The 12,129-nt window shown below is 65.7% G+C and carries 11 protein-coding genes; 5 read left to right on the top strand and 6 right to left on the bottom strand.

Annotation, left to right across the window (positions count from 1 at the left end; all coding sequences use genetic code 11):
* Nucleotides 1–367 precede the first annotated feature (367 nt).
* The 5 genes from ACFRAU_RS02550 to ACFRAU_RS02570 all read left to right on the top strand — a co-directional run bounded on the left by ACFRAU_RS02550 (nt 368) and on the right by ACFRAU_RS02570 (nt 4,461).
* Entirely contained in the window at nt 368–1,552 is a 1,185-nt protein-coding gene (locus ACFRAU_RS02550) for an alcohol dehydrogenase family protein (RefSeq protein WP_377998671.1), read from the top strand.
* Between the two features lie 2 nt (nt 1,553–1,554).
* The gene (locus tag ACFRAU_RS02555; protein ID WP_377998672.1) at nt 1,555–2,064 is read left to right on the top strand and encodes a hypothetical protein; all 510 of its coding nucleotides are present in this window, start codon (nt 1,555–1,557) and stop codon (nt 2,062–2,064) included.
* Complete coding sequence (locus ACFRAU_RS02560) at nt 1,952–2,680, top strand: mandelate racemase/muconate lactonizing enzyme family protein (RefSeq protein WP_377998673.1); 729 nt, start codon at nt 1,952–1,954, stop codon at nt 2,678–2,680. The genes ACFRAU_RS02555 and ACFRAU_RS02560 overlap by 113 nt, the downstream gene beginning before the upstream one ends.
* A 93-nt stretch (nt 2,681–2,773) precedes the next feature.
* Nucleotides 2,774–3,454, top strand: coding sequence for a GntR family transcriptional regulator (locus ACFRAU_RS02565; RefSeq protein WP_377998674.1), 681 nt, complete (start codon nt 2,774–2,776; stop codon nt 3,452–3,454).
* A 68-nt stretch (nt 3,455–3,522) separates the two neighbouring features.
* Entirely contained in the window at nt 3,523–4,461 is a 939-nt protein-coding gene (locus ACFRAU_RS02570) for an alpha/beta fold hydrolase (RefSeq protein WP_377998675.1), read from the top strand.
* On the opposite strand, the gene ACFRAU_RS02575 is transcribed toward ACFRAU_RS02570, so the two are convergent.
* The 6 genes from ACFRAU_RS02575 to ACFRAU_RS02600 form a co-directional block, all read right to left on the bottom strand.
* Entirely contained in the window at nt 4,430–5,185 is a 756-nt protein-coding gene (locus ACFRAU_RS02575) for an SDR family NAD(P)-dependent oxidoreductase (RefSeq protein ID WP_377998676.1), read from the bottom strand. The two genes, ACFRAU_RS02570 and ACFRAU_RS02575, sit on opposite strands and share 32 nt — an antisense overlap.
* Nucleotides 5,186–5,205: 20 nt before the next feature.
* A complete protein-coding gene (locus ACFRAU_RS02580; RefSeq protein WP_377998677.1) occupies nt 5,206–6,981 on the bottom strand; it encodes a hypothetical protein in 1,776 nt (591 codons plus the stop codon).
* 116 nt (nt 6,982–7,097) lie between these two features.
* Nucleotides 7,098–8,852 (bottom strand): DUF5605 domain-containing protein, encoded by a 1,755-nt coding sequence (locus tag ACFRAU_RS02585; protein WP_377998678.1) that lies wholly within the window; start codon nt 8,850–8,852, stop codon nt 7,098–7,100.
* 59 nt (nt 8,853–8,911) lie between these two features.
* Nucleotides 8,912–9,796 carry a carbohydrate ABC transporter permease gene (locus ACFRAU_RS02590; protein ID WP_377996373.1) on the bottom strand — a complete coding sequence of 295 codons (885 nt, stop codon included), beginning with the start codon at nt 9,794–9,796 and terminating at the stop codon, nt 8,912–8,914.
* Complete coding sequence (locus ACFRAU_RS02595; protein ID WP_377996371.1) at nt 9,796–10,764, bottom strand: carbohydrate ABC transporter permease; 969 nt, start codon at nt 10,762–10,764, stop codon at nt 9,796–9,798. Before ACFRAU_RS02595 ends, ACFRAU_RS02590 begins: the two co-directional genes overlap by 1 nt.
* Nucleotides 10,765–10,850: 86 nt before the next feature.
* Nucleotides 10,851–12,107 carry an extracellular solute-binding protein gene (locus tag ACFRAU_RS02600; protein ID WP_377998679.1) on the bottom strand — a complete coding sequence of 419 codons (1,257 nt, stop codon included), beginning with the start codon at nt 12,105–12,107 and terminating at the stop codon, nt 10,851–10,853.
* Nucleotides 12,108–12,129 lie beyond the last annotated feature (22 nt).

Consider the following 12,129-nt stretch of genomic DNA (forward strand, 5'->3'; position numbering starts at 1 on the left):
GCCGGTTTGGGGTGGGTAGCTCTGTCGCCGTCGTGCGATTACTTCGCCGCCACTTGGGCGAGGGGCGCGAAGGCCTGGCTCAGGCTCAGGCCCTTGGTCTCGGGCGCGAGCCGTTGGGCGACGAGTCAGCCCAGGATGATCGCCGGCGAGACGTGGGCGAAGAGCCCGATGATTGTTGCCTTCCGGTACTGGGGCGAGAAAAGGCGGGCGAAGCTTGTGGACTGGCGCTTTTCGCCGGAAGACGATGAGCGACGGGACCTTGCAAACGGTTTACCGTTGACAAAGTATAGTGAGCCACATAAATTGAACGTCACGTTCAAAATTCGTAACCTCCATCAACATCAGCAGAGACGAACATAGGAGTTCTGTGAGCACTCGTACTGAAGATCAGGCCCTCACTGGCCTCAAAGCTACGGACCAGGCCGCACTGCCCGAGGTGATGGCCGCCGCGCTGCTCACCGGCCATGGCGGCCTGGAGAAGCTTGAGTACCGCACCGATGTTCCTGTCCCCGTTCCCGGCGTGGGCGAGGTGCTCATCGAAGTCGCGGCGGCAGGGATCAACAACACCGACATCAACACGCGGATTGGCTGGTATTCAAAAGCAGTCGATTCCGGAACCAACGCCGGTGGAGCGGAAGGTTTCGAAAAAATCACCGATGCCGACGCCGCGTGGTCGGGTGAGGCGCTGACTTTCCCCCGGATCCAGGGGGCGGATGCCGCCGGCCGCATCGTCGCCGTCGGCCCCGGTGTGCCGGGCGAACGCATCGGTGAGCGGGTTCTGGTCCGGAACATGTTGCGGACCTACGTCGGCTATCGCCCCTATGAGTGCTGGACATTCGGCAGCGAATGCGACGGCGGTTTCGCCCAGTTCGCCGTCGCCCCCTCCCGCGAAACCTACGCCGTCAACTCGGACTGGTCCGACGCGGACCTGGCCGCAATCCCTTGCGCCTACTCCACAGCGGAGAACATGCTGCACCGCGCCGGTGTAGGCGCCGAACGCGTCCTCATCACCGGAGCATCCGGCGGAGTGGGACTCGCCGCCGTCCAGTTGGCCAAGCGCCGCGGCGCCACCGTGACCGCCGTCTGCTCCGCCGCGAAGGCCGGCCAGGTCCTGGCCGAAGGCGCGGACCGCGCCGTCGACCGCGGAACGGACCTCGTGGCCGAACTGGGACGGAACTCCTTCGACGTCGTCATCGACATTGTCGGCGGCAGCCAGGCCGGGCAGCTGCTCGAACTGCTGCGCGCGGGCGGCCGGTACGCCATCGCCGGCGCGATCTCCGGTCCCCTGGCCCGGATCGACCTGCGCACCATCTACCTCAAGGACCTGAGCCTGCTCGGCTGCACCTTTCAGGAGGACGGGGTCTTCGAAAACCTGATCAGCTACATCGAGGCCAACGAGATCCACCCGGTCGTCGCCAAGACTTATCCCCTGGCCGACATCGCCCAGGCCCAGGAAGACTTCCTGTCCAAGAAGCACACGGGCAAGCTCGTCCTCCTCCCGCCAGCGGCTACATCCGCGAACCCGGCAAATACCAACAAGACGGAAATCTGACCATGAAAATAGAACGCATCGAACTCTTCCAGGTGGACCTGCCCTACTCGGGGGGCATTTACCACCTGTCGGGAGGCCGTACCTATGAATCCTTCGACGCTTCCATCGTCAAAATCACCGCCGACGACGGAACAACAGGCTGGGGCGAAAGCACACCGTTCGGCGCCACCTACATCGCCGCCCACGCCCGGGGGACACGGGCCGGCATCGCAGAACTCGCACCCGTACTCCTGGGCCGCGACCCCCGCCGGGTGGACCGGAACTATGACCTGATGGATGCCACGCTTGTGGGACACAACCACGCAAAGACACCGCTGGACATCGCCTGCTGGGACATCTTCGGCAAATCGGCAGGCCTGCCCGTCTACGAAACTGCTGGGCGGCGGGACTGGAACGCCCATGGCCATGATCTCCTCCATTCACGCAGGGGACCCGGAGGAAATGCGGCAGCGTGTGGCCGACCACCGCGCCCGCGGCTACCGGGGCCACTCCATCAAGATCGGCACCCCTGACAGCGAAGGCGGACCCGCCCTTGACGCGGAGCGCATCACCGCCTGCCTTGCCGACCGGCAGCCGGTGGAATTCTTCCTGGTCGACGCCAACGGCGGAATGACGCCTGAATCCGCCATGCGGATGGTGGCCATGCTCCCCCGCGGCCTCGACTTCGTCATCGAAGCGCCGTGCGCCACGTGGCGCGAAACCATGTCACTCCGGCAACGGTGCCCATACCCGATCATCCTCGACGAACTCGCCCAAAATGACAGCGACCTTGCCTGGGCCATCTCCAACGATGTGGCGGACGGGCTGGGGCTGAAAATCTCCAAGGCCGGCGGGCTCACCCCCGGACGGCGCCAGCGCGACGTTGCCCGCGCGGCCGGGCTGACAGTCAGCGTCCAGGACACGGTGGGATCCGCCATTGCCTTCGCCGGCATCGCCCACCTGGGTGCCACCGTGCCCGAAAAGCTGCTCCGCTGCGTCCTCAACTGCGACGACATGGTGACGCTCAAGACCGCGAACTTCGACGTCATCCGGCGCGATGGGGGGATCCTTCCCCCGGAGACGCCCGGGCTCGGCCTCGAAGTCGACGAAGGCGTGCTCGGCAAGCCCGTCGCCGTGTGGGGCGACTAGCCACGCAGCTGCCGCACCACCGTCATCCGTCCGCGGTAAACGGTAAGCTGTTGACCGTTGAACTGACAGGAACCAGAGGACAGGTGGAATGGCATGGCTGTGACCCGACGTGTTGCCCGTGCGGAGGCATTGGGTGAGCAGGTTGTAGCAGCGCTGCGGTCGGACATACTTACCGGCGACCTTCTCCCGGGGCACCTGCTGGTCGAGGCCGCCCTCGCCGAATCCTTTGGGGTCAGCCGCGGTCCTGTGAGGGACGCCCTGCGAATCCTGTCTGGCGAAGGCCTGATCGCTGCCTCCGGCAGGAGCTATCGGGTTGTTGGCCTGGACCAGCGGGACCTCCGCGACCTCTTCGCGCTCCGGGAGTTGCTTGAGCTCGCGGCCGCGCAGCAGTGCGCGGCGGAGAACCCCGAGGGATTGCGCCAGGCGGCAGAAGCAGCCCTGGAGGACATGCGGACCGCGGCCGAAGCTGGTGACACAGATGCGTTTGCCAGTGCAGATGCAGCATTCCATTCGGCGTTTTTCACAGCGTGCGGCAACCGCCGGCTGCTGGCGGTATGGGAGCAGCAGGTGCCGACCTTCGCGGAGTTGTTCCGGCTGACCACAGCACTGGACGAGCCGCTGTCGCGGTCCGTGGAGTGGCACCGCCAGATGCTGGACACCGTATACGGCGGAGATCCGGAAGCCATCGCTGCCGAGGTGCGGAAACTCGTCGTCGGCGGCGAGGAACAGATCATCACCGCCCAGCGTAATCTGCTCGAACAACGGGGCGACTGACCTCACCGGTGCAGGCAGTCCGGTCCGCTGCCGGCTCCGAACACTCTTCAGAGTATTAGGAGCAGCAGATGACCATAGGCCTTCAGCAGGAGATCGCACCGGCAAGTGCACCTGCATTGCGGCTACACATGATTCCCACGGAGTTGGGTCCTGCCACCGTGCGGGTTCAGCAGGGTTCCGGAGGCGGGGATCCCGCGTCCGGGACACCGGTCGTCTACCTTCACGGCGCTGCCGGGACCTGGACCACGTTCAGGGCGCTGCTGCCCAGGGAACCGGACGCTGACCGAGTGCTCATAGACCTGCCCGGCTGGGGTGAATCCACGGCAGATGTCCGGCTGGAAGACTTCAGCGTCGAGGCGATGGGGCGCGCCGTCGTCGAAATTCTGGATTCGCTCGGATACCGGCGATGGAACCTGGTGGGCCATTCCATGGGAGGCTTCCTGGCGTTGCACCTGGCTGCGCGGTGGCCCGACCGGGCTGCAGGAGTTGCAGCCATTTCCGCCACCACGTTCGGCGTGTCCGCGGCGGTCCGGCATCCCGTTCGCAGCCTGTCCGGCCTCCCGGCCTTCGTCCGCACGCTGTGGGCCATGCGCTCCATGGCTGCCCTCGGACCGGCCGGGCCGGCGCTGATCAGGGCAGTTGCCGCCACACCGGTGATGGGACCACTGCTGTCCCCGCTCTTCGCTGACCCGGCCGCCGTTCCCGGGCAGGTGATCCGCGGGCTCGGGCATGACGCCCGGCCGGCCAGCTTCTGGCGGGCTGCCCGAGCCGTTGCTCTCTACGACTTTGGCCAATGGCGCAGCATCCGCTGTCCGGTATTGGCGACGCGCGGGGACCGTGACGTGTTCACGCCGCCGTCGGACCTGCTCCGGTTGTCCGATCTCGTCCCGCACGTGCGCCTGGTGACGATTCCGCGCTGCGGCCATTTCGCCAACATCGAGCAGCCTGAGCGGGTGCTGCGGCTGCTCGATGAGCTCAGAGTGCCGTCAGGCCGCCGTCGACCGTGAACAGGCCACCGGTCGCGTACGCCGATTCGTCGCTGGCGAGGTAGACCATGATGCCTTCGACGTCGGCGGCGGTGCCGGCCCGTCCGAGCATGGTGGAGTCCACCAGGCCGGCGCGGCTGGCGGGATCGTCCGCGATGGTTTGCACCAGCGGGGTCTCGGTGTAGCCGGGTACCACGGTGTTCACACGGATGCCCTCCTTGGCGTAGTCGGCGGCGACGACGCGCGCCAGGCCGTGGACGCCGGCCTTCGAGCTCGAGTAGGCGGTGAACGTCTGCCCGCACGCGACCACGGCGGTGGGGCTGCCGGTGCAGATGATGGACCCGCCCCGGCCCTGGAGCGCCCGCACGGCATGCTTCAGTGTGAGGAACGCTCCGCGGTGGTTGACCGCCACGGTCTTTTCCCAGACCTCCAGGGACAGCTCGCCCACCTTGGCGTCCTGCCCGAAGAGCTGGACGCCGGCGTTGGCCACCACGATGTCCAGCGGCCCGTCGGCGGCGATGGCGGCATAGGCGGCTTCCACGCTGGGCTCGTCGGAAATATCCACCGGCAGGGCCGTGGCGCGGTCGCTGCCGGTGGCCGCGGCCGCCTTTTCGGCGGCTTCGGCGTTAATGTCGGCGAAGTACACGCGGGCGCCTTCGGCGGTGAAGCGTTGCGCCACGGCCAGCCCGATGCCGGATCCGGCACCCGTGACGAGGGCGGTCTTTCCTGCAAGCCTGTTGGTCATCTTGTTCCTCATTTCGTGGGTCAGCCGAGCGGCCGGATGGTGTGTTGCCAGGCGGGAATGTCAAAGGTTTGCGCGCCACCGTCTTCCAGCCGGACCGCCACGGACAACGGTGCTGCCGTCAGGTTCGCCGCGAAGAGCAGCACGCCGGCGTCTGTTGAGACGGGGTAGAGCACCAGCCCGGGGACGTCGCCGTCCACTTGCAGTACCCCGGCGCCGCGCAGGGCGGCCAGTTTTTCGAAAACCCGGAAGGCCGGCGTCGGGGTCCCGTCGTCGGCGATCAGGCCCCTGGGGCCGCTGGCCTCGAAATAGCTGACGGACTCGACGCCGGGCAGGGTCAGGGCAGCGATGCTGCCCAGCAGCCAGGCGGCGGCGAAGTCCTCTGCCTGCAGCGGGTCGGTGGTCATGGCCTCGGCGGTCCGGGCATCGTAGGCGCCGTCGGTGGAGACGGCGTTGAACCGGGCCTTCAGCGTCACCGGGCCGATATGCAGCGGCTTGCCGGCCCCGATCCGGAGCGCGTTCCGCGCTGTCAGCCGTTGCATCGGGACGCTGTCAACGATGTGGGGCACTTCGGTCGCGTGCATCTGCGGCGTGATGCTGTAGGTGAGGGCACCGGCGTCGCGGGGAAGGACGTCCTGCCGCCGATTGAGCTCGGTGAAATGGGAGCGCGCGCCGGCGAGCCGGGTGCCGGTGAAGCCGCGCCGCTGCGCTTCGGAGCGCAGTTCCTCCCACAGCTCAGGTTCGGTGACGTGGCTGTCAGAGCTGAACACCCCGAGCCTTGCCACCTTGCCGAGGGGCAGCAGATCCAGCACAGGCCCGACGTCGGCGCCGCCGCCAGCGGCGATCCGCACGTCCAGTGGGGCGCCCAGCTCTGCGGCCTGCCGCACGGCGGGCTGCAGGAGTTCGCTCGCCCGGGTTACGTCGCTTGGAAGCTCCACGATCAGGGCGTCCAGACCAGGTACGACGCCGAGCCTCGCCGCCGAGCGGGACGCTGACGTTCCCAGGGCGGGAACCTTGCCCTGAATCTGCCGCCGCACCGTCAGCACGTTGTCTGCCGGTTCGGCGGATACCGCGTCAGCCGCCTGTTCCGCGGGTCCCTGTTCCGCGGGTCCCGGATCCGCGGCTGCCGGCTGGGCCGTGAGGCAGATGCTCTGCTGCACCTGGTCCCCCGCGTGCACGGTGACCGGGAAGGGACGAGACAGCGGGGTGCTGTAGGTCTTGAAGGAGGCGTCGGTCCAATTGCGCTGGTCTTCGGTTTCGAAGACGTCGCCGGTGAACTCGAGCCGGAAGGCCGTGCCGTCGCGGTCCCAGGCCATCGCCGCGATGTCCACGAGGGGCTGGTGCGGGCTGATGTCGGCCGGAAAGGCAGACTCGGTGCGGGTCCCGCCCGGAGCGGAGACGGTGACGTGCCGCCCGGCGTCGTCGGGCCTGTGCAGGACCACCAGGCCGATCCGGTTGCTGCGGAAATCACTTGGTGCGGTGCCGTCGAAGGTGACCCTGAGGTCATTGCCGGAAAAACTGACGGTCAGGTCTGCGGAGTATTCGGCGCCGAAGCCGGCGAACCGGACGGTGAGCCGCAAAGTAAACGTGCCGCCGTCGTCGAACGTCACTGCCTCGACCGCCGGAGCCAGTGTCCGCCAGTCGTGGTCCCGGACCACGGGCCGGATGGCCCGGAGCACGGGGTGGCCGCGGTATTCGATGTCGGCCAGTTCGTCCCCGCGCAACTGGAGGCGCCACGGGCCGCTTTCAATGGTTCGGGCCGGTGCAGGAAACCGGGATGTGTTGTCGGCGGGGATCACGTTGTGCTTTCGGTCGCGGTGGGTCAGCGGAGCGGTCGGTCAGGGGCGCGGTGGGTCAAGCCTGGCGGGCAGGCCGGGGACAGGGTAAACCCGTCCCCGGCCGTGATGTGGAACTGTCAGAGGGCGCGCAGCCGCACGGCCACGAACTGCCTGCCGGGCAGCTCGATCTTGAACCGCCCGGAGAACGTGCCGGGAAGGGTCTCCACGGTCATGTTCCAGGTGTCGATGACATCGATCTCGAACGCCTGGTCCTGCGGCTTGACGAACCGCCGGTAGGTGGGCTGGTTGAACCCGAAGTAGATCAGTTCGTACTGGTCCTTGATGCCGGCGCTGGGTGCGTCCCAGTGGCCCGCCAGCGGTTCGAGGTGCCCGCCGGGGCTCTCGTCAAGGATGCGGCGCAGGAAGCCGATCCGGTCCGGGCTGGTTCCGCGCAGCTCGCCGCCCTTCGCCCACCAGAGGATGTCCTCCGGGTGGACGTACGTCTCGCCGTGCCCCACGTAGCCGCCGCGGATGGCGCCTTCCCAGAACCGGCGCGTCATCTCCTCGCCGGTGATGTTGCCCCAGCCCTGGTCGATGTTCCCCTCGTAGGCGCACTCGTCGATGACAATCGGCTTGCCGTACTGCTCGCGCCACTCCGTGGTCATCTCGGCGGTCTTGTAGATGTCACGCCGCTGGATGCTGCAGTGCGTGATCCAGGGCCGGGTGTGGTCGTAGAACTCACGGCAGTTGTGGATGGAGAGCAGGTGCTGGTTGGGGTCGTTCTCCTGCACGATCGCCGCGAAGCGTTCCCAGTCCTCGGTGGTCTTCTCGAACATGAGGTCGTATTCGTTGGCCAAGGACCACCAGATGTTCCGGTGCGACGCCAGCCGGGCAGTGACGTACTTGACGTAGAGATCGTCCGCCGCGGCGTTCATGGTGGAGAAGCCCCACCGGTCGTAGGCGTGGAAAAGGATCAGGTCCGCTTCGATGCCGAGCTCCTCGAGCTGGCTGATGCGCCGTTCCAGGTGGTGGTAGTAGGCAGGGTTGGGCCGGGTGTAGTCAAAGCCTTCCTGCAGGGTTCCCGCGTAGGGGTAGATTTCGGGTTCGTTTTCGTTGAACAGGTAGGACTTGGGGAAGACGCACATCCGCATCTTGTTGAACGGTCCGGATTCCAGGGACGCGAGCGTCTGTTCTTCGAGGGCGTCGCCCTGGTGGGTCCAGACGTAGGAGGTGGTGCCGATCGGCAGGTAGGGGGTGCCGTCGTCGTAAGCAAAGTGGAACTTATTCGCTACCCGGACCACACCGCGTGACGCCGGTTCGGCACCTTCCGCCGTAAAGGAACCGGTGATCCGGTCCAGTGAGCGGGCGTTGCTGTCCGTGGTGAAGGACCACTCGCCCTCAGCCGGCAGCAGCAGGCGGACGCGGTAGGTGCCGTTTCCGTCGTAGAAACCCGGGACCCGCAGTGTCCGGCCGCCGCTGCTGAAGTCGGCGTGGAGTTCGACGTCGGTGAACGGGTTGCCGTGCGAGGGACCCTGCAGGGTGAGCTCGAACTGTTGCCATTTGCGGGCCTCGGCCGGGTATTCGGCGGTGGCGCTGCCGGGCTCCACGGAGTCAGGTTCGTACCCGGACGGCCGTTCGATGTCCCGCACGGAGCGGTCCTGGCCGGCAGGCACCGGATCCAGCGCTTCGATTTTGGCGAGGATCTCAGCCTTCTTCTGCGGGTCATTGCGAAGGGATTCCTCGGTGCCGAGGATCAGGCCGAGCTGGTAGTGGTAGAGCGTGTGGAGCAGGGGGTTGGCTGCCAGGCCGGGAACGTGGCTGGCCAGGATCTCGTGCCCTGCAGGGTCGCGCATGACGTCGAAGAGCGGGGTCTGGGCGGTGAAGGTCGCCATGGTGGCCTTTCTGCGGTGAAAGCTGCTGTAAGAGTTGGTTGTTGATCCGAAAGAGACGGTCAGCCCTTGACGGCGCCGCTGAACATGCCCTCGACGAAGTAGCGCTGGAACAGCAGGTAGACGATCATGACGGGCAGGATGGACATGATGGTGAAGGCGTTCAGCGGCCCGTAGGAGCTGGTGAACTGGGACTGGAAGCCCTGGATGGCCAGCGGGATGGTCTGCGCGGTCTGGTCCTGGAGGATGACCAGTGCGATGGCGTATTCGTTCCAGGTGGACACGAAGTCCAGGATGAACAGGGCGGCCAGCGCAGGCTTGGACAGCGGCAGGATGATCTGCCAGAACAGCCGCCAGTTGCCGCCGCCGTCAACGCGGACGCTCTCGTCAATCTCCTTCGGGATCGCGCTGAAGAAGCCGTGCAGGATGAAGATCTGGATGGGCAGGCCGAACCCGATGTAGGGCAGGATCACGCCCACCGGGCTGTTGAGCAGGCCGAGGTCCAGGATGATCTTGAAGAGCGGGCCGAGGGCCACCTGGATGGGGACCATGGAGCCCAGCGCAAAGGCGCCGAGGACCAGCTTGCTGTGCTTGAAGCGGATCCGGGACAGGCCGAAGGCGGCAGCCGCCGAGAACAGCAGGCCCAGGGGGACCTTGATCGCCGCGATGAGCAGGCTGTTGCCGCCGGCGGTGAGGAGATTACCGGTCTGCATGGCTTCGGCGTAGTTGCTCCACTCGGCCGAGGTGGGCAGGGAGAAGGCGGACGTGGAGAAGATTGCCGATTCCGACTTCAGGGAAGTGAACATCACGAAGATCAGGGGCATGGCCCAGATGACCATGGTCACGGCCAGCGCGATCCATAGACCCACCCTGATGTAGTCGACGTTGCGGCGTGGACGGGAAGTCCCGTCGGCGTGCTTGGCGCGCCCGAGAGTGAGGGTGCTCATCAGTCTTCGTTTCCTTTGGTGGACCAGATCAGGTAAGGGATGACCAGGACAAGGGTGATGGCCAGCAGTACCGTGGCCACCGCATTGCCCATGCCGAAGTCGTGCTGCAGGAAGGACTTGGAGTAGGACCACAGCGCCAGCACCTGCGAGGACTGGGCGGGGCCGCCGCCGGTCATGCCCACCACCAGGTCGAAGACCTTGATGGAGTGGACGATGGTCAGCACCAGAACGACGACGACGGTGGGGCGCAGCGCCGGGAAGGTCACGTGCCGGAAGACTTTCCAGCTGTTCGCACCGTCCAGGCGTGCCGATTCGACCAGTTCCTTGGAAACGCTCTGCAGGCCGGCAAGGAAGAGGACCATGTTCAGGCCTGCGACCTGCCAGACGAAGGCGGCGAAGATGGCATAGATGGCCACCTTGGGATCGCTCAGGAAGGTCACTCCCGAGCCGTCACCCAGGTGCCAGGCCTTGGCCAGTTCGGAGAAGACGCCGTAGTTCGGGTTGTACATCCAGCGCCACATGTTCGCGATGGCAATCGGGGCAAGGACACCCGGGATGTAGAAGACGGAACGGAACAGGTTCCGGCCGAAGATCGGACGGTTCAGGGCCAGCGCCATCACCAGGCCGAGGCTGGTGGGAATCACCAGGGAGAGCAGCACCCAGACGATGGTGTTCTGCATCGCGGTCCAGAACACCGGATCCTGGGTGAATAGACGGACGTAGTTCTGGAATCCGACGAATACCTGCGGGTCCGAGTTGAAGCCGGACCACTTGAACAGGCTCAGCCGCACGGCGGTGACCATCGGGCCGATGACGAAGACAACGTAGGCCGCCAGGGCGGGGGCTAGGAAGGGCAGGGCTGCGATGAATCCGCCGCCGGCGATGCGCTTGAGGAGCGGTTTCTTTGAGGGTTGCCGCATGACGGGGCCCGGTGGTGTCTCCAGGCGCGTGGCTGTGAGCTTAGACAAGAGAGGTCGCCTTTGATCTGTGGATCGGTCAGTGGGCTGAAGGGCGGGCCACGTGCGGGGCACAGTCCCGCCCTTCAGCGAACGAGCTACTTGCTCGAATCCAGGAACTTCTGGAACTCAGCCCCGGCGTTGGCCGGGTCCAGGCTGCCGGTGGCAACCAGGTTCTGGATCCGCCAGTACTCGGTGGTCTGGGACTGGCTGAGGTTCTGGTCGTTGTTCATGTACAGGCCCTTGGCGTTCTTGAAGATGCCGTCCCAGGACTTGCTGAGGCTGTCCGTTGCTGCGGACTTCACTTCCTTGTTCACCGACTGGGTGGAGAACTGGCCTGCAGTTTCCTTCTGGACGGGGGTGGACATCATGAAGTCCAGGAACTTGGCTGCAGCGTCCTTTTTCTTGCTGTCCTTGGTGACGTACATGGCCTGCTCGAAGCCGTACATGCGGCCGGTACCCGTCGGGAGGGCGAAGACGCCGAAGTCTTCGACCTTGGCGTTGTCCTTGATGCTGGCGTTGAACCAGTCACCTTCGAGGGCCATGGCCGCCTTGCCCGTGTAGAACAGCGAGGACGACTCGTCGTTGTTGATGCCGATAAAGCCGTTGTTGAAATAGTCCTTGGACCACTTCTGCAGGTTCGTGAAGGACTTGGTGACGCACTCCTCCTGGCCCCAGTTGGCCTGGTTGGTGACCAGCTTGTCGAACGTCCCGGAACCGCAGTAGCCCTCGAGGAAGGTGTCCAGCAGGCGCATGACGTGCCAGTTGACGGTGCCGCCGAACTCGATCGGGGTGATGCCGGCGTCCTTGAGCTTGGCTGCGGCGTCGTTCAGTTCGTCAATGGTGGTGGGCAGCTTGGTGATGCCGGCCTTTTCGAAGAGGGCCTTGTTGTAGTACATGGCCTCTCCGTTGAGCTTCCACGGCACACCGTTGAAGCCGCCGTACTGCTTCGCCGGCCCGAGGGCAGCTTCGGTGAACCGGTTCTCCCACTTGTACTGCGTGTACTCGCTGGTGAGATCGGCACTGGCGCCGTTCTTGACCAGCTCGCCGCCCAGGCCCGGACCTGCCCAGTAGTCGTAGATGTCCGGCGCCGCGGAGGTGCCGATCGCGGTCCGCAGCGAGTCCTTGTGCGCGTCAACGGCGCGGGCGGTCTTCTTGATGGTGATGTCCGGATTTGCTGCTTCGAAATCCTTGATGATCTTGTCCTGGGCAGCAACCGCGGTGGGGGAAGTCAGGTTGATCACCCACCAGTTCAGCTCGGTCTTGCCGGAAGCAGAGGAGCCGGAGCCGGCGGAGCAGCCAGCCAGAACAGCAATGGCGGTCAGGGCAACAGCGCCTTTGGCAAGCAAACGCATCGTCGCGTCCTTTCGTAGGTAT

This window comes from Arthrobacter sp. NPDC056691 (assembly GCF_042791415.1).
In the GTDB taxonomy this organism is placed as follows: domain Bacteria; phylum Actinomycetota; class Actinomycetes; order Actinomycetales; family Micrococcaceae; genus Arthrobacter.